We start from the raw sequence: 17,040 nt of genomic DNA on the forward strand, positions 1-17,040 counted from the left end.
CGTCGTTTTAGGGGCTTAAGCGCGCAGGACGAGGACCAGGTTGGAGGTGAGGAACTCGCGCAGTACCGGCACCTTGAGCACCCACCAGGCCCAGGCAGGGTGGTAGCGCGGAAAGGCCGCGAGGAATTCTGCGCCCTGTGGACTAGGCGGAGCCACGCTGCGCGCCCAGTCCAAGCCCTCGCGGGCGGAGAGCGCAAAGAGTGAGGTGCCGAAAACGTTTTTCGGCGGGTGGCCGTGGATGCGGGCGTAGCGGTCGCGGGCGAACTCGCCGCCCACGTAGTGCTCCCACAGGCCGGTCTCGTGCCCGCCGAAGGGCCCCAGCCACACCGTGTAGCTCAAGATCACCAACCCGCCGGGCTTGGTCACGCGCAGCATCTCCTCACCCATGTCCCACGGGTTGGGGATGTGCTCGGCCACGTTGGAGGAATACGTGATGTCGAAGGTGCCATCCGCGAAGGGCAAGCTAGTGCCGTCGCCGCGCACGGCCTGGGCCACCTCGATGCCGGCGGCGGCCATCTCGCCCACGTCCGGCTCCAGCCCGACATAGCTGGCCCCGCGCTGGGCAAAGGCCGAAGCGAAATAGCCGGGCCCGCCCCCGACGTCGAGCACGCGCGCGCCGGTGAGGGAGAGGGAATGGTCGCGGGAGAGGGCGTCGACAAGCGCGGCGGTGTCCTCAGCCAGACCGCCATAAAAGACCGCGGGCGCTGTCTGCTCAAAGCGGAAGGAGCGCAGCAGTCGCCAGGAGCGGCGCAGGGTGGCCAAGGCACGGGTGCGTTTCATAACCCACTAGGCTAGTTCCTCGACATGAAAATCCTTCTTTTGTGCTGGCGCGATTCCACCCACCCACAAGGTGGCGGCTCCGAGCGCTACCTCGAGCGCGTCGGGGAATACCTCGCTGCCCAGGGCCACGAGGTGGTCTTCCGCACCGCGCGCCACATGAACGCCGCCAAGCGCGAGCGCCGCAACGGCGTGCTTTATTCGCGCGCAGGGGCCAAGTTCAGCGTATATCCACGCGCGCTGTTGTGGATGCAGTTTGGCGCGCGCGACGTTGACGTTGTGGTGGATACCCACAACGGCATTCCCTTCTTCGCGCGCCTGGCCACCCGCGCGCCCGTGGTGATCCTGACGCATCACTGCCACCGCGAGCAGTGGCCGGTGGCCGGGCCCGTCTTGTCGCGGCTGGGGTGGTTCCTGGAATCCCGCGTGGTGCCCGCGCTGTATCGCGAGAACACGTGGGTGACGGTCTCGGAGGCTTCGAAGCGCGACCTGGAGAAGCTGGGGATTCACGGCGCGCACATCATTGAGAACGGCGTGGACCCCCTGCCGTCACACGTGCCCACCTTGGAGCGCGAGGCCGATATCCACCTGGTGACGCTGTCGCGCTTGGTGCCGCACAAGCAGATTGAGCACGCGATGGACACCGTGGCGCGGATTCCGGGCGCGCTTCTTGACGTCATCGGTTCCGGCTGGTGGGAATCCCACCTGCGCGAGTATGCGCGCGCCCACGGGGTGGAGGAGCGCGTGCGCTTCCGTGGTCAGGTGACGGAGGATTATAAGCATGCGCTGCTCGCTCGCGCTGATGTTCACCTCATGCCGTCTCGAAAAGAAGGCTGGGGTTTGGCAGTCATGGAGGCGGCCCAACATGGGGTTCCCACGGTAGGTTATGTGTTTGGCCTGCAAGACAGCGTCATCGATGGCAAGACCGGTGTACTGGTGCAGCGCGAGGAGGAGTTCGCGCAGGCGGTGCGCATGCTTGTCGACGACCCCTCCCTCCGCCACCGTTTAGGCAACGCGGCACGCGAGTTGGCGGCTACTTTTTCGTGGGAGAAAACCGGTGCGCGCTTCGAAGAGCGGCTAGAAGCGGAAGTGCGCACCAGGCGGCGCTAAGCCCCCACGGGGCGGGTGCCGGTTGCGCGTTGGTGGTGGCGACGATGCGGCCGTCCTCGACGACCGCGCCCACACCGAGCTCCTCCAGCCGGGCGAGGTCGCGCGTGTTCCAGGCTTCGGTGGCCGCTAGGTAGCGAGGCGATGGCTCATCCACTGTCACACCGTCGACGGTGAGCTCGCCGGAGTCGAGTTTGTTGGCGGCCTTGGAATAGGGGTTGAGGGCAATGCCGCCGTCGAGCGGTACCATGGCAGGGCGGTCGGCGAAGAAGGTCAGGCGGCCGTCGAGCTCTTCGACGAGCTGGCGGTCGATGCCCGTTTCGCGTGGGCGTAACACGGCGAGCTCCCGCGGTGCATCGGGGGCCTGCAGCAGGCAGGCGCACAGCGCGAGTGCTGCGGGAAGCTGGCGCAGGGACGCGATACCCGCCACGGCCAGCGGTAGGGCGAGCAAGGTGAGCTTGGAGGAATCGCGCAGCAGGCCCGCGCCGGGGATGTGCTCCACGGCGAAGGCGATGAGACCGGGGGCGAGTGCGCCGAGGATGGCCAGGCCCATGCCGAGAACCGCCAGGGCCGCGAGCGGGCGCAGCTCGCGCCGGGGAAGGCGGGCAGCGCCCAGGACAGCGAGGGCGGCGACGGCAAGTCCCGCCAGGGCGAAGCCCTGCGCGCGGGAAGCCGGTACTGCTGCGGCATTCCAGATGCCGCCGAAGCCGAGCAGCGAGCCGACCGCACCCACGTAGGCCTCCGCGCGCGGGGCGAAGGCCGCGGCCTGGGCGGCGGGGTCGCCGTGGGTGGTAGGCGAACCGGCCACGAGGCTTGGAACTAGCCACGGCAACCACAGCAAGACTGAGCCGCCCGCGAAGAGCCATCTTCTTCGCCCTTCGCGCTCACAGACAACCGCGATGAGCCCCCCGAAGAGGCCGCCGGTGGGCGTCAAGGACGCGGCCCACAGCGCCAACCACGCCACGCGCGGGCGCGCATGGAGGCAACCCCACGCGATCACGGGCGCCAGCCAGGCGGCGACCGCCAACGACCACTGGCCCTGCAGGAGGCGCTCGATGATAAAAGGATTGGCCACCGCGCACGCCATCGCCGCGGCTGCCGCCCACGGGCTGGACTCGCGCACCCACCGCCCCGCCACCCACGCCGAGGCGCTCGCGGCAGCAAGGATGAAGACCCTGGCCAGCCACGCCCCGCCGAGCAGGGCAAGCACCCCGTCCTGCGGTGCATTGCGGGCGGGAAGGTCACCGGCGCCGAAGGCGGCGGCGCTCAGGGCTGGGCGGTCAAGCAGCACCATGTCGCGCCACAGGAACTCGCCGGGCAGCACGAAGGGCCAGCACACCGCGAGCACGAGTACCACGCCCCAGGCGCAGAGGGCAGTGCGCACCGCAAGGGATGCTCGGGACGTAATCACGGGCGCCTACGCGCTCTGCGCTGCATGGCGGCGCATGAACATCGCGGCCGCCACCGCCAACAACGCCACGCCGATGGCCTTGCCCAGCCAGCCGACGAGGCTCAAGATTTTGACTGTGTCGATGACCCGGCGAACAGAGTCGAGGCGTTCGGTGCGGGTGGAATCGGACCAGGAGAGGGGGACGTCGAGAAGCGCACGCTCGTGTGTGTCATCGGCATCGACCATGGCCTGGGCCTGGCGCGCGTCCGTGGCCCAGAAGATGCGCGGGTGCTCCTCCTCGTTGACGATGGTGCCGGTCGTGGGCTCCACCCACACCGTGCGGCTCACGGCGTAGAAAGGCTCGAGGATGACGTGTGATTTCGGCTTGAGGTTGTAGCGCTCCAAGGACTCCGCGGAGTAAAAATCGCCCGCGGGGCCGGAGCGGTGGGCTTCGAAGGCGAAGACCTCCCCGAGCGAGACCGGCGCGACATCCTGGTGGAAGACGTAGGTGGGGATGCTGTCGAGCTTCTCATCGCGCAGGAAATCGATGGGCTCCGTGTCCTGGGTGAGCGGATCGAAGAAGGGATAGGAGCGCTGCTCCGCGCCGGAGGGGAAGAAGTAGCTGATGCCGTCGCGCTCCACCCGGTCTTCCACCTGTACGTCGAAGGCGGGCAGCTCGATGTGCTGCGTCGTGTTCGGCCCCGCCACCGGGTAGGTGGATTCGCGGTTGAGCTGGGATTCCTCGGTGATGTGCGCGATGGTCTCGCCGTTGAAGGTGAGGTCCACGGTGGACTGCGCGCGGGCCACGGAATCCTTCATCGCGGGGGCGGTGGTGGTGTGGCGGGTGAACGTGGCTCCGTCGTGCTCCGCGTGGATCTCGAGGTTGAGGTCCCTGGGCAGCGGGCGGGATTGGTTGTTATACAGCGGCGGAAGGATGGACCCGAGTATGAGGAACACCGCGGCGGCAATCGTCACCTGCGCTAGGCGGGAGCGAAGGAACACGTCAGCTCCGATCGGTCGAGGGATTCACTGCAGAAATAGTATCGTAGTGGGCCATGCGCTTTCTCCCTGAGCTCGAAGGCGTGCGTGCGCTGGCAGCATTGGCAGTCGTGGTCACGCACGTGTCTTTTCAGACGGCCACCGGCTGGGCCTGGGCTGAGCGCCTGGATTACGGGGTGGCGGTCTTCTTCGTCCTCAGCGGTTTCTTGTTGTGGCGCCGGCGGCACGCGCACACGGCGGGGCAGTACGTGCTCTCCCGCGTGGCGCGCTTGGCACCGCTGTATGTGGTGTGTGTGGTGGTAGTCCTCGCCTTGCTTCCCGACGCTTCCCCCTTAACCCTCCCGCAGGTCATCACCAACCTGACTGGCACGCAGCTCTATATTGCTGATGGCCTGGTTCCCGGGTTAACGCAATTGTGGTCGCTGTGCGTGGAGTTCGCCTTCTACGCGGTGTTGCCGCTGTTGGCGTGGTTGTTGGATAAGCTCTCGGCGCGCCCGCGGGTTGCACTTATTGCTGGAGCTGGCGTGCTGAGTTTGTTCTGGGGTTTTCTGCCGTTTGTGGCCGGATATGAATCCGGCGATGTCAATACGCAGATTTGGCCGCCCGCGTATTTCTCGTGGTTTGCGGTGGGAATGTTGGCCGCGGAGGCCGAGGCCGCGCAGGTGCGCCTGCGTGCTGGGCGGATTGTGCGTCCCGCCTGTTGGGCGGTGGCGGCGGGCTGCGTGTGGCTGGCCAGCCGCGAGTGGTTCGGCCCGCAGGGCTTGGTGCATCCAGAACCGGGTGAGTTTGCGCGGCGCATTGCGGCGGGGGCGGTGTGCGGGGCGTGCATCGTGGTGCCGGTGGCGCTGGCCCCGCGGGAAAGCTGGCTTTCTTCCGAGGTGATGCGAGCGCTGGGCCGCTGGTCTTATGGTGTTTTCATGTGGCACGTAGCGGTGCTGGCCATTGCCTTCCCGCTGTTGGGCGTGTCTGCTTTCTCCGGCTCTGCCGGGGATTTCGCGGTGGTGTTGGTCTTCACGGTGGTCGTTAGCTGTGTGCTTTCTGCTGCGACCTACGCGCTTGTCGAGGTCCCCGGCCGCGACCTCATCCGCTCCTTCGCCCGCGGCCGCATCACCATTCCGCGTTCGCTGCCGCGCCTCGCCGCCGATTCCGCGAGCTCTGGCGGTTCCGGATCCCTTGCCAACGCCGCTGGTTTTACTGGTTCTGCTGGCTCGGCGGGGCCGTAGATGGCACTTCACTCATGGCATTTTCCAGAAGGCATTAGTCAAACGGTTTACTTGACCCCAAACAAACCTTTTACACCGCCGCAGATGGTTTCCTTGCCCCCAAAGACACCTTTTGACTAGTACTTTTTGAGGGAAACCATCTGGGGTGGGGCCGGGTACCTAGGACGTGCGGCGGGATGGGAAGCAGGCACACGTGATAGCCGCGACGCAGAGCAGCTGCACCAGAAGCGAGTCGCCGGCGTAGCCGTCCGTGGGCCAGGGTGCGCGGGCGAGCATCGCGCCCGCGGCCAAAGTGAGCGCGCCCGCCAGGTAGTCGGGGCGCAACGTGGTCCAGCGGGTGATGGCCCACGCCGCGGCCGCGGCGGCAACACCGGGCAGGCCCGCGACGAGCGCCATCGTTGCCGCGATGAGCAGGGCTAGAAGGACACGCGCCGAGGTAGACGAGTGGGTAGCAGGGCTGGACGAGGCGGTGTTGTGTGCCGTGTAAGCAGCGGAGGCGGCGGGGGAAGCGGAGTGAGGGCGGGGGCCGCGGGCCATGACGAGCAGGCACAGCGCGGTGGTCAGCGCGGCGAGCGCGCCGCCGAGGCCCAAGCCGACGCGATAGGCGCGGTCGGCAGCAAAAGACATGTGGAAGGTGCCGCCGGCACCGGCGGGAATGAGGAAGGCCTGCGTGTCGGCATCGATGGAGCGCGGTTCGAGGGGCAGTGGTTCCGAGCTGGAGGCAGGCGTTGAGTCCGGCGCTGAGTCTTGTGCTGAACCTGGCGTCGAGACCGCAGCTGTGCTGGGGGAGCGCAGCTCGCCGCGCAGGCCTTCGTTGAAGGCACGGCCGGTGATGAGGAGGCGGTCGTGGTCGGCGGGCTCGATGGTCTCACCGGCAGCGAGCGGGGTATAGCCGTGGTCAGCACCGGATGTGGCGGCTGAGCCGGCGGAAGACCCGGCTGCGGCTGAAGAGCGGTCAGAGGAAGCGGGAAGGGGCGCGGGCAGGGAGGATGCGGTATCGGTCAGCGCCGCCCAGTCGCCGGTGGTGCGCAGGAGGTGCTGACCGGCGGGCAGGTTGAGGGTGGAGTTGGGGGCGTGGGGGGAGCCGTCGATAAGCACTGTCTTCTCACCGGAGACCCGCACCGTCATGTCGCGCGGGGTAGTAAAGGAGCGGATGAGGATGTGCTCGTTGTCCTGCTGGAAGAGGAACTGCTCGGCATCGGGCGAGGTATCGGGCACGGTGACGATGCGCCGCGGGGTGGGCTGATCCACGATGGAGGCTTCCGCAATTCCGGTGCGGCGCTGCGGCTCGATGCGGATGGTGGAGGCTTTCGCGCCGGGCACGCGGATATCGCGGGCGCGGTAGGCCTCCATGGTGACCGTCACCTTGGAGTCGCCGTTGTGGATGGTCACCTCAGTCGTGCCGGTGGTCATCAGCCGCAGCGTGGGCGAGGTCCACGTGGAATCGGAGTGCAGCTCCAGCCAACCGGAATCGCCGGGTGCTGGCCACCACGCGGTGGAGTTCTCGTCGTCAACGGCCGCGGTAAGAGAGCGCGCCGGGTTCGCCCCGCCGAAGGCAGAGGCATCCGCGGCAGACGAAGATGCGGTGACGCGGCCATCGTGCTCCACCACCTGGGTCAGCGGGCCGGCGGAAGGGTAATCGCGCAGTCGATTGCGCACGGTGGAGGGGTCATCAGGGGCCAGCGGCGCGGAGACCGGGCCGGAAAGCGTGCCGTAGTTGCGGTCGCGCAGCGCAGGCGTATCGGTGACGATATCGGCGTTGGAGGAGACGAGTTCGTGAGGACCGGAGAGGAGCGCGAGCGACTCCCCACCGCCCGCCACGCGCGGCGGATTCGCAGGCGCCAGGTTCATGGAGAGGTCGGGGTCGAAGACCACGACGTCGACCTCCCCGAAGGTGTGGACCTCGCCCGGGATGTGGTCCGAAGAACCAGACATGAGGTCGTGGCGCACCGCGACGGCCCCGATGCCTAGGCGTTGCAACACTAAGGGCGCGGTGGCAGGGTCGCGTTCGATCTGCGCCATCGCACCGTCCAGACCACGGATTGCCTCGGGCGGGATGAGGGGAACGGCGTCGCGGACGGCCCAGGGGACGTCGAGAAGCGGCTGCGCCGGCTCATCGCGCGTCCACCCCCAGTCCTGGCGGGCAAAGGACGCCGGTGGGTAGATGAGCACGCGCGTATCCAGGCTGTTCATGAAAGAAGCGGCCTCCTGCCAATAGCTGGGCACCTCCTCGTACGCGCCCTTCGGCAGTAGCCTGCCCGCCCACGCCGGGGCGGTCGCGCCCATCACCACGAGGCACACCAGAAGGCCCGCTGCTTCACGACGCCCCAGTGCCAACGTCCGCGGCAACCTCACCCGGGCGGCAATCGCGGCCACGCCGAGAACCAGCGGGATGCGCACCAGCGGGTCGAACTTGTGCACGTTGCGCAGCGCGGCCAGAGGGCCATCGAGCGCGTCGAGGTACCAGGTGGCATGCGTGCCGAGCACGGCCACCCCCACCAACAGCATGAAGGCCCACTCGCGCGGCAGCCGGGCCAGGCCCATAAGACCCAGGGCGGCCACGGCCACGGTGACAAGCACGAAGACCGGCTCGGTGGCCAGCTCGTTGCCAGCGACGCGTTCGGTATCCACAAACGGCGCCCAACTGGTGGTGCCGCGCAGGATTTCCGCCAGGTTGAGCCACCGCGTGGTCACGCCGGCGGACTCGATGAATTCCGTGAAAGGCGGGGCATAGCGGCCCAGGATGAGCAGCGGGGTAATCCACCACGCGGATACCGCAGCGCACCCAGCCAACCACACCAGGCCGGTCTTGCCCGCGCGCCGCCACAGCAGGATCACACCCGCCGGCAGGCAAGCGGCGAGTGTGGCCGTGGCGTTAACCGCGCCCATGCACGCCACCGCCACCACCGAGGGTGCGGCATCCCGCCAGCACAGACGGCCCGGCCGCAGGAAGGGCAGCAGCACCCAGGGGGCCAGCATGACCGGCCAGGTCTCCGAGGAAATCGCGCCCAGCGTGGTCAGCGTGCGCGGGGAGAGCGCATAGAGGAGGCTGCCCATCAGCGCGGCATAGCGCGGCGCGGCGGGAAGCACTGTGCGGACCACGCGGAAGAAGCCCAGAAAGCCCACGGCCAGGACCAAGAACCACCAGGCGCGCTGCGCTATCCAATCCGGCAGTGGGTCCGCCAGCAGGAAAAACAAACCCTGCGGGAACAAGTAGCCATAGGCCTGGTTCTGCAACTGGCCCAGCGTGAAAGTATCGGTATAAGCATGCAGCGCGCAGCGCAAGAAATGCGCGGGGTTGGCCACCAGATCGTGCTTGGTATCAGCAGCGGTCAGCCCCCACGGCTGCACCAGAACCACGAGGGCTAAAAAGAAAAGCCCCCCGATACGTGCGCGCACGCTACTTGCGGGAGCCGTACTCCGGCCCGCCCATCACGGCGTCGGAGGCCTTGACGGAATTATCGTTCGGCACGGCATCTGCCTGCGAGAACTGTGCGATGCCCAGGATGGTTACGACCCCTAGCGCCACGCCAACGACCGCGCTGCCCAGGGCCGGGCCCAGGGTGCGCTTGTTGAGTGAATCGCTGTCGAATGCCATGGCGCCAGATTCTAGCAGCTCGATGCCGCCTTTTAGGAGTGGCTCTCCGCGGCGTCGTCGTCCTCTTCATCGTTCTCCGGCGGAACGATGAACACCGGCAGGCCCGCGTTGCGCACGATGTACTCCGCAGTGGAGTTATTCCACAGTGAGCGGAAGCCCGTGAGCGCGCGGGTTCCGGTGACGATGACGTCGATGTCGAGTTCGTGGGCGGCGTCAACAATCGCGCTCTGAATCGTCGTCACCGATTCCACCAGGTGGGCATGGCCGCGCAGGCCAAGAGACTCGGCCTTGGCAATACCGCGGTGGCAGATGGCGAGGGCCTCTTCATAGGCCGGGTCATCCTCCACGCTGTCCGGTGAGACCGTGGACTGGTGCAGCCCGGTGCGGCTGACCGCGCGGGCGGCCTGGCGCGCGGACGGTTCCCAGGCGGTGAGGATTTCGACATCGGTGGGGCGCAGCAGCCGCGCGGCGTATTCGAGGGCGCGGTCGGCGCGGTCGGAGCCGTCATAGGCAATGAGCATGGTCTCTCCGTTATTCATGTGACCATCCTAACAACCGGTTGTTGCCCGCGCGGGTGCTTCAGGCACACTGGGGTGCATGAAAAAAGCAATGCCCGCCCTCCTGTTGAGTGCTACCTGCGCGCTAGGCGCGTGCAGTACGGAGCCTGAGCTTTCCGACGCCCCGCCCAGCGAAACCAGCGCCGCGGCCCCGAGCGCCGCGTCGGGCGACGCGACACCACAAGAAGCCGCGCCTGAGGACGTCCGCGCCCGCGCCGCCGCCAAGCTCATGCCGCCGGCGCTGAACTATGACGATGCGCGCGCCAAGCTGGAAGCCGGCGTGGGCGGGCTCTTCATCCCGAGCTGGGCCGACCCGGAACTGCTGGGCGACGGCCCCCGCGGCCTCAACGCCTTGCGAGAGGAGTTGGGCCGCGACTTCGAAGTCTCCATCGATTTCGAGGGCGGGCGCGTGCAGCGCTTCTCCGAAATCTTAGGGGACTACCCCTCCCCGCAGGCCATGGCGGAGGGCCATAGCCCGGAGGAGGTTGAGGCCCTGGCCACGGAGATCGGCCACAGCCTGCGCGCCCACGGCGTGACGGTGGACTTCGCACCGGTGCTCGACGTGGATGGGGGAGACCTGGAGGTCGTCGGCGACCGCGCCTTCTCCACCGACCCACAGGCCGCCGGCGAGTATGGTGCGGCCTTTGCCCGCGGTCTGCAGGCCGCCGGCGTGAAGGCCGTGTTCAAGCACTTCCCCGGCCACGGGCGCGCCTCCGGGGACACGCACCTGGGTGAGGCGGTGACCCCGCCGCTGGAGGAGCTCTCTGGCCACGAGTTCGTGCCTTTCCACACAGCAATCCCGCAAGCCCCGGACGCGGCCCTTATGATGGGGCACCTCGTGGTCCCAGGCCTCGGCGACGAACCCGCCTCCCTCAACCCGCGGGCCTACCAGCTGGCCCGCGAGGAGCTGGGCTTCGAGGGCACCATTTACACCGATGACCTGGGCGGAATGGCCTCCATCTCGGAGAACTTCAGCGTGCCGGAGGCCGTGGCCGCAGCCCTTGCCGCAGGTGCCGATATGCCGCTGTGGTCCACCGACGATGACATCAACGCGGTCATCGACGCGGCCGCCGAAGTCGTGGCCCAGCACGAGGGCGACTAGTAAAAACCAGCTGGCAGCCGTTAATCTCGTACACGTGAAAAAGGCAATCGGACACAGCCAACAGCGGCGCAAGGGGCTCCACGTGGCCCTTGGCGTGCTCGTTGGACTTCTACTCATCGCCGGCATCGCCTACGCGTGGGACGTCATGGCCAACCAACACAAGGTTCCGCGCGCGACGTCGGTCGGCGGCGTGGACATCTCCCGCATGGAGCGCACCGCCGCGGTGGAGAAGCTGGAGCAGGAGCTTGGGGACGTCGCGGCCCAGCCCGTGGATATCCGCTCCGGGGAGAAAAGCTCGCAGCTTATCCCCCAGGACTCCGGCCTGAGCCTGAACTACCAGAAGGCCGTCGATGGCATCCCCGATGCCTCCCTGAATCCCTTCTCGCGCCTGTACAGCTTCATCAAGCCCACCCAGGAAATCCCTGTTGCCGTGGACATCGATGAGAACCAGCTCTCCGGCCAGCTCGAGCGCGTGGGCAACGAGCTGAAGATCGAGCCGAAGGACGGAAACCTGGAGCTTATCGACGGCTCCCTCAAGGAGACCGCGCCCGTTCTGGGCCAGGCGGTGGACGAGGGGGAGCTGCACGAGGGCGTCGTCAAGCACTGGCTTGACCCCGAGGGCGTAGACGTCGAGCCGATGGTGGTGGAGCCGCAGATTAATGATGAGGCCATCGAGGCCATGCGCACCGGGGATGCCGCCCGCGCGCTGGATAACCCGCTAACCCTGAAGGGCGAGAACAACACCACCGGCACTCTGCGCAAGCCGGAGATTTCCCAGTTCGTTTCCATCGCCGCCGAAGACGGCGAGCTGCGCCTCAAGGTAGATAAGGACCGCGCGCGCGAGCTTTTCCAAGAGCGTATGCAAGGCTCCGAGGTGCCCGGCACCAACGCCAAGATTTCCTTCAGCGGCAATGACAAGCAGATCACGCCGTCTGTGGATGGCTCCATCATCGACTGGGATAAGACCTTCGAGGGCTTCGAGGACCGTGTGAGCAGCGAGGACGACCGCGAATGGGATGCCGACTACAAGCCGGACCCCGCCGAGTTCACCACGGAGATGGCGGAGAAGGCCACCTTCGATGACACCGTGTCTGAGTTCTCCACCGGCGGTTTCTCCGGGGCCTCCGGCACCAATATCCGCCTGGTGGCCCAGCAGGTCAACGGTGCCGTGGTCAACCCGGGTGAGACCTTCTCCCTCAACGGCTACACCGGCCCACGCGGTACCGCGCAGGGCTACGTGGAATCCGGCATCATCATCGATGGTCACGCGGGCACTGCCGTGGGCGGTGGCATCTCGCAGTTCGCCACCACCTTGTACAACGCCGCCTACTTCGCCGGCATGGAGGACGTGGCGCACACCCCGCACTCCTATTACATTTCGCGCTACCCGGCCGGCCGCGAGGCCACCGTCTACGAAGGTGCGATTGACCTGCAGTTCAAGAACACCTCCAACCACCCGGTGCGTATTGAGACTGACTTCGGCAGCGACATCACCGTGCGTTTCAAGGGCGTGAAGACGGTCGACGTCGAATCCATCAACAACGGCCGCTGGGCCAAGACCGAGCCGCAGCGCAAGTCGGTGAGTGAGGACTGCTCGCCGTCGTCTGGTGCGCCGGGCTTTACCACCTCGGATACCCGCGTGATCAGGGACCTCTCCGGCAAGGAGATCTCCCGGGAGACCACCACCACGGTCTACGACCCGCAGCCCATCGTTACCTGCGGTTAAGCCATGACCCGGCCGATGCACACCGCGGTGAAGGACCCGGCGGACGTCGATCAGCTGGCCCAGCACCCGGTTGCTTTCCGCCGCGTGGCCGGCCTGTTTGCCCCGCACCGCGGCACGCTGCTTGTGGTGGTGGCGCTCATCATCGCCACCTCCGGGCTGACGGTGGTGCAGCCCTTCCTGGTGCGCCGCACCGTGGATGAGGCCATTCCTGAACACGACACCACGCTGCTGTTGTGGCTCGTCGGCGGCATGCTGGCCATTACCGTGGTCTCCCAGGCCATTGGCGTTATCCAGTCCTTCCTGTCGGCGCGGGTGGGGCACATCATCATGCACGAGCTGCGCACGCAGGTCTTTGCCAACCTGCAGCGCCAATCCCTGCAGTTCTTTACCAATAACCGCGGCGGGGAAATTCAATCGCGCCTGACCAATGACATCGCGGCGATGCGCGGCATGGTCACCACCACGGCGACGTCTGTGGCCAGCAACCTCACCATGACGGTGGCTACGTTGGTGGCGATGGTCGCGCTCTCCCCCACGCTGTCGCTTTTGTCCCTGGTGGTACTGCCGCCTGCAGTGTGGCTGACCCGCCGCGCCGCCGTGCTGCGCCGCAGCCTCATGGAGAAAAACAGCCGCGCGCAGGCAACGTTGCAGCAGACCATTTCGGAGAATCTCTCGGTTTCCGGAATGCGTTTGGCGGCCACGCTGGGTGCGCAGGAGCGCGTCTATGACGGGTTTGAGAAGACCTCGCGCTCCCTCATCCGCCTGGAGTTGGAATCGCAGCTGGCCGGGCGCTGGCGTATGGCGCTCACCCAGATTATTTTTGGTGTGATGCCGGCCCTGATTTACCTGGTGGCCGGCCTGCGCCCGGGGATTACGATTGGCACCCTCATCGCCTTTTCCACCCTGCAGACCCAGATTTTCCGCCCGATTACCGGCCTGCTCAACGTGGGCGCGCAGTGGGTGGCGTCGATGGCGCTGTTCAGCCGCATCTTCGAGTACCTGGACCTGGAGCCCGATCTCACTGAGGTCACCCGGCCCGCCCAGCTTGCCGACGCCTCCCTCACCCTCCACCACGTCTCTTACCGCTACCCCGGCACGGACACCGACGCGCTTTCCGACGTCTCTCTCACCATCCCCGCCCACACCACCACCGCGCTAGTGGGGCACACCGGTTCCGGCAAGTCCACTGTCGCCGCACTGTTGGCACGCCTAGCCGATCCCACCGAAGGCACCGTGCACCTAGGCGGGGTAGACCTGCGTGACATTCCGCCGGCGCAGCGCGCGGCGGTCATCGGCGTGGTCTCCCAGGAGACCTACCTCATTCACGGCACCGTGCGGGAGAACCTCCTCTTCGCGCAGCCCGATGCCAGCGAGGAGCAGATGTGGGCGGCGCTTAACGCCGCGCGCGTGGACGAGGTCATCGCCGCGTTGCCGGAAGGCCTGGACACAGTGGTGGGCTCGCGCGGCTACCGCTTCTCCGGCGGTGAGCAGCAGCGCCTCTCGCTGGCGCGCACGTTGCTGCGCCAACCCCAGGTGCTCATCCTCGATGAGGCCACCTCGGCCCTCGACAACGAAACGGAGCGCGCCATCCAGGATGCAGTGCTTGGCGCGGACGCCACCCGCCTGGTCATTGCACACCGCCTGTCCACCATCCGCGATGCCGACCAGATCGTCGTCCTCGACGCCGGCCGCGTGGTCGAGCGCGGCACCCATACCGAGCTACTTGCGCGTGGCGGCGCCTATGCTGCGCTGCTTCGCGCCGCCGACGAGACCTAAAACAAAACCCAGCCTGAGCTGGGTAAATAAGTGGAGCCGACGACGGGAATCGAACCCGCGCCAGCAGCTTGGGAAGCTGCAGTTCTACCATTAAACTACGTCGGCGCAATGCAGAATCTGCATCGCAGTAAAGCTTAGCACCGCCGCCGCCCGAGGCCATAAAAGGCCCAGTGGGGAGGTAGACTGTGTGCCGTGCTTCTTTCCGATCGTGATATTCGTGCCGCCATCGACTCAGAGGGGCCTGATGCCTTGGGCATTGAGCCTTATGACGCAGAGATGGTCCAGCCTTCCTCAATCGATGTGCGCCTAGACAAGTTCTTCCGCGTGTTTAATAACTCGCGCTACACGCATATCGACCCCAAGCAGGAGATGCCGGACCTCACCAGCGAGGTAGAGGTGGCTGAGGGCGATGCCTTCGTGCTGCATCCGGGTGAGTTTGTGCTCGGTGCAACGCTGGAGAAGTTCACCCTGCCTGCGAATTTGGCTGGACGCTTGGAGGGTAAGTCCTCCCTGGGGCGCTTGGGCCTGCTGACGCACTCCACGGCCGGATTCATTGATCCGGGTTTCTCCGGACACATCACGCTCGAGTTGTCTAACACCGCGAACCTGCCCATTACCTTGTGGCCGGGGATGAAAGTGGGCCAGCTGGCTATCTTCCAGATGTCCTCGCCGGCGCAGGCCCCGTATGGTTCCGGCGCACTGGGGTCGAAGTACCAGGGCCAGCGCGGGCCTACACCGTCGAAGTCCTATCTGAACTTCCGTTAAACTTTTCGTTCTCGCCGCGCGCTTCAGGTCAACCGCGCCTAAAATTCCCGGTTATGCGTATGACTGTGATTGGTACCGGCTACCTGGGTGCGACGCACGCCGCCTGCATGGCGGAACTCGGCCACGAGGTACTCGGTGTAGATGTTGATGAAAGCAAGATTGAAGCCCTCAAGAACGGCCGCGTGCCGTTCTATGAGCCCGGCCTCCCGGAGGTGCTTGAGCGCAACATCGAGTCCGGCCGCCTGGGTTTTTCCACCAGCTATGATGACGCCGCGGAATTCGCCAACCTGCACTTCCTCGGCGTAGGAACCCCGCAGGCACACGGCTCCTATGCGGCGGACCTGACCTACGTGAAGTCCGTCATCACGGAGCTCGTGCCGCGCTTGAAGGGCGAGCACATCATCTTTGGCAAGTCCACCGTCCCAGTGGGCACCGCAGCGGAGCTGCAGAAAATGGCAGATGAAATCGCCCCGGAAGGCACCAGCGTGGAGATTGCGTGGAACCCGGAGTTCCTCCGTGAGGGCTATGCCGTCAAGGACACCATCACCCCGGACCGTATCGTCCTCGGCGTCGGCGAATTCGCCGAGAGTCGTGCCGAAGAGGTTGCCCGCGAGGTCTATGCCAAGCCGCTGGCGCAGAACACCCCGTTCATCGTGACCGACCTGCAAACCGCCGAGCTGGTCAAGGTCTCCGCCAATGCCTTCCTGGCCACCAAGATTTCCTTCATCAATGCGGTGTCTGAAATCTGCGAGATTGCAGGGGCGGACGTGGTCAAGCTTGCCGACGCCATCGGCTACGACGAGCGCATCGGCCGCAAATTCCTCGGTGCTGGCCTCGGCTTCGGCGGCGGCTGCCTGCCCAAGGATATCCGCGCCTTCATGGCGCGCGCCGGCGAGCTGGGTGCGGATCAGGCGCTGACGTTCCTGCGCGAGGTCGACGCCATCAACATGCGCCGCCGCGATCGCGTCGTGGACCTGGCCAAGCAGGCTTTCGATGGCTCCCTCCTCGGCCACCGCGTCACCGTTCTGGGCTGCGCCTTCAAGCCCAACTCCGATGACGTCCGCGATTCGCCGGCGCTCTCCGTGGCCGGTTCGCTCTCCCTCGCTGGTGCTGCCGTCACGGTCTATGACCCGGAGGGCATGGAGAACGCGAAGAAGGTGTTCCCAACCCTCAATTACGCGCCGACTGCCGACGCCGCCCTCAAGGACACCGAGCTGGTCATCCTCGCCACCGAGTGGCAGGAATTCCGCGACCTTGACCCGGCGGAGGCCGGTGAGCTCGTGGCCCGCCGCCACATCATCGATGGCCGCAACGTACTGGACGTCGACAAGTGGCGCAGCGCCGGCTGGACCCTCGATGCTCTGGGGCGCGTCCTGCCAGCTTAATGCCTACAATCGCCGAATGCGTTGTCTCATCGCCCTTGGGGGTGGGCGGTGATTCTTAATTGAGGATTCGGTGCAGAGCTTTGGTCGCCTTTGAATGAAAAGGGGGCGAGGCATCTATTTCTGACAGCAGTTTTCAGCTTCCGCGAAATCGAAGCTGAAAACTGCTGTCAAGAGTATTGGCTATTTGAGAGTTAACGGGAAGTATTTCAAGGGTCAAAGGGGGTAAAGGCCTGAGTTATAGTTCCAGTACAGCACCTATTCGGCACCCCCGAAAAGGGTCCTGAATGTTACTGGTGTTCAGCAACTATGTGCGAGATTCAGGGTTGGGTGAATGTCTGCAAGTTTTAAGTGTATGTCGGTGTCCAGCCCATATTTATGCTGGTTATTGTTGTGGCCGTGGTGATGGATAGTTTTGGGCTATGGCTGGAAGAAGTATGAGTCTGTCAAAAAGATTTAGTATCGGGCTGTCGTGCAGGTAGTCGGGTGGCAGGTGAAATCGACTTGATTTTAAGCAAGTAGTAAGGTTTCAAATGGAGCCCAAGCTGGGCCCAGAAAACTTGAGAAGTTCTTGAGCGCTCAATTTTCTCTCATCGCTGACCGCAACGGGCCCAGCGAATACTGAATCTCCGAAAGGA

13 protein-coding genes and 1 tRNA gene are annotated in these 17,040 nt (G+C 65.8%); 7 read left to right on the plus strand and 7 right to left on the minus strand.

The window, feature by feature from the left end; translation table 11 throughout:
* Positions 1 to 15 precede the first annotated feature (15 nt).
* On the minus strand, positions 16 to 780 hold the full coding sequence (locus HMPREF2792_RS06300) for a class I SAM-dependent methyltransferase (protein ID WP_070531914.1): 765 nt from the start codon (positions 778 to 780) through the stop codon (positions 16 to 18).
* Between the two features lie 24 nt (positions 781 to 804).
* Between HMPREF2792_RS06300 and HMPREF2792_RS06305 the strand changes: the two genes are divergently transcribed.
* Positions 805 to 1,887, plus strand: coding sequence for a glycosyltransferase family 4 protein (locus HMPREF2792_RS06305; RefSeq protein ID WP_070531918.1), 1,083 nt, complete (start codon positions 805 to 807; stop codon positions 1,885 to 1,887).
* Here HMPREF2792_RS06305 and HMPREF2792_RS06310 read toward each other — a convergent pair.
* Together HMPREF2792_RS06310 and HMPREF2792_RS06315 are read right to left on the minus strand one after the other, a co-directional pair.
* Entirely contained in the window at positions 1,811 to 3,295 is a 1,485-nt protein-coding gene (locus HMPREF2792_RS06310; protein ID WP_232748481.1) for an MmpA family trehalose lipid delivery protein, read from the minus strand. The genes HMPREF2792_RS06305 and HMPREF2792_RS06310 overlap by 77 nt on opposite strands.
* A gap of 6 nt (positions 3,296 to 3,301) precedes the next feature.
* Positions 3,302 to 4,276: a PorA family protein gene (locus HMPREF2792_RS06315; protein ID WP_070523757.1), complete on the minus strand. Its 975-nt coding sequence runs from the start codon at positions 4,274 to 4,276 to the stop codon at positions 3,302 to 3,304.
* A 53-nt stretch (positions 4,277 to 4,329) separates the two neighbouring features.
* On the opposite strand from HMPREF2792_RS06315, the gene HMPREF2792_RS06320 reads away from it, so the two are divergent.
* Positions 4,330 to 5,496, plus strand: a complete 1,167-nt coding sequence (locus HMPREF2792_RS06320) for an acyltransferase family protein (protein ID WP_070531925.1) — start codon at positions 4,330 to 4,332, stop codon at positions 5,494 to 5,496.
* Between the two features lie 159 nt (positions 5,497 to 5,655).
* Here HMPREF2792_RS06320 and HMPREF2792_RS06325 read toward each other — a convergent pair whose 3' ends face one another.
* Genes HMPREF2792_RS06325 through HMPREF2792_RS06335 form a run of 3 tightly spaced genes read right to left on the minus strand, consistent with a single transcriptional unit; the run spans position 5,656 to position 9,633 of the window.
* Positions 5,656 to 8,895, minus strand: a complete 3,240-nt coding sequence (locus HMPREF2792_RS06325) for an alpha-(1->3)-arabinofuranosyltransferase domain-containing protein (protein WP_070531927.1) — start codon at positions 8,893 to 8,895, stop codon at positions 5,656 to 5,658.
* A 1-nt stretch (position 8,896) separates the two neighbouring features.
* Positions 8,897 to 9,094 (minus strand): DUF2613 domain-containing protein, encoded by a 198-nt coding sequence (locus HMPREF2792_RS06330; RefSeq protein ID WP_070531932.1) that lies wholly within the window; start codon positions 9,092 to 9,094, stop codon positions 8,897 to 8,899.
* A 32-nt stretch (positions 9,095 to 9,126) separates the two neighbouring features.
* A complete protein-coding gene (locus HMPREF2792_RS06335; RefSeq protein WP_070525873.1) occupies positions 9,127 to 9,633 on the minus strand; it encodes a universal stress protein in 507 nt (168 codons plus the stop codon).
* A 58-nt stretch (positions 9,634 to 9,691) separates the two neighbouring features.
* Here HMPREF2792_RS06335 and HMPREF2792_RS06340 point away from each other — a divergent pair, with 58 nt between their 5' ends.
* From HMPREF2792_RS06340 to HMPREF2792_RS06350, 3 genes are read left to right on the plus strand one after another with little or no spacing between them, the layout of a single operon-like run.
* Positions 9,692 to 10,753, plus strand: coding sequence for a glycoside hydrolase family 3 N-terminal domain-containing protein (locus HMPREF2792_RS06340; RefSeq protein WP_070531936.1), 1,062 nt, complete (start codon positions 9,692 to 9,694; stop codon positions 10,751 to 10,753).
* A 34-nt stretch (positions 10,754 to 10,787) separates the two neighbouring features.
* Positions 10,788 to 12,479, plus strand: coding sequence for a VanW family protein (locus HMPREF2792_RS06345; RefSeq protein ID WP_198530303.1), 1,692 nt, complete (start codon positions 10,788 to 10,790; stop codon positions 12,477 to 12,479).
* 3 nt (positions 12,480 to 12,482) lie between these two features.
* Positions 12,483 to 14,255 carry an ABC transporter ATP-binding protein gene (locus HMPREF2792_RS06350; RefSeq protein ID WP_070531942.1) on the plus strand — a complete coding sequence of 591 codons (1,773 nt, stop codon included), beginning with the start codon at positions 12,483 to 12,485 and terminating at the stop codon, positions 14,253 to 14,255.
* Between the two features lie 31 nt (positions 14,256 to 14,286).
* Here the strand turns inward: HMPREF2792_RS06350 and HMPREF2792_RS06355 are convergent.
* Positions 14,287 to 14,360: transfer RNA gene (locus tag HMPREF2792_RS06355), tRNA-Gly, on the minus strand.
* A gap of 87 nt (positions 14,361 to 14,447) precedes the next feature.
* Between HMPREF2792_RS06355 and dcd the strand changes: the two genes are divergently transcribed.
* Together dcd and HMPREF2792_RS06365 are read left to right on the plus strand one after the other, a co-directional pair.
* On the plus strand, positions 14,448 to 15,020 hold the full coding sequence (gene dcd / locus HMPREF2792_RS06360; RefSeq protein ID WP_070523734.1) for a dCTP deaminase: 573 nt from the start codon (positions 14,448 to 14,450) through the stop codon (positions 15,018 to 15,020).
* Between the two features lie 53 nt (positions 15,021 to 15,073).
* Entirely contained in the window at positions 15,074 to 16,405 is a 1,332-nt protein-coding gene (locus tag HMPREF2792_RS06365) for a UDP-glucose dehydrogenase family protein (RefSeq protein ID WP_198530304.1), read from the plus strand.
* The last annotated feature ends 635 nt before the right edge of the window (positions 16,406 to 17,040 follow it).

Source organism: Corynebacterium sp. HMSC068H04 (assembly GCF_001811255.1).
In the GTDB taxonomy this organism is placed as follows: domain Bacteria; phylum Actinomycetota; class Actinomycetes; order Mycobacteriales; family Mycobacteriaceae; genus Corynebacterium; species Corynebacterium hesseae.

Excerpts from the sequence above, each read along its gene's own strand:
- HMPREF2792_RS06300 (WP_070531914.1), bottom strand. The coding sequence starts at position 780 with ATGAAACGCACCCGTGCCTTGGCCACCCTGCGCCGCTCCTGGCGACTG.
- HMPREF2792_RS06305 (WP_070531918.1), top strand. The coding sequence starts at position 805 with ATGAAAATCCTTCTTTTGTGCTGGCGCGATTCCACCCACCCACAAGGT.
- HMPREF2792_RS06320 (WP_070531925.1), top strand. The coding sequence starts at position 4,330 with ATGCGCTTTCTCCCTGAGCTCGAAGGCGTGCGTGCGCTGGCAGCATTG.
- HMPREF2792_RS06330 (WP_070531932.1), bottom strand. The coding sequence starts at position 9,094 with ATGGCATTCGACAGCGATTCACTCAACAAGCGCACCCTGGGCCCGGCC.
- HMPREF2792_RS06335 (WP_070525873.1), bottom strand. The coding sequence starts at position 9,633 with ATGAATAACGGAGAGACCATGCTCATTGCCTATGACGGCTCCGACCGC.
- HMPREF2792_RS06340 (WP_070531936.1), top strand. The coding sequence starts at position 9,692 with ATGAAAAAAGCAATGCCCGCCCTCCTGTTGAGTGCTACCTGCGCGCTA.
- HMPREF2792_RS06350 (WP_070531942.1), top strand. The coding sequence starts at position 12,483 with ATGACCCGGCCGATGCACACCGCGGTGAAGGACCCGGCGGACGTCGAT.
- HMPREF2792_RS06365 (WP_198530304.1), top strand. The coding sequence starts at position 15,074 with ATGCGTATGACTGTGATTGGTACCGGCTACCTGGGTGCGACGCACGCC.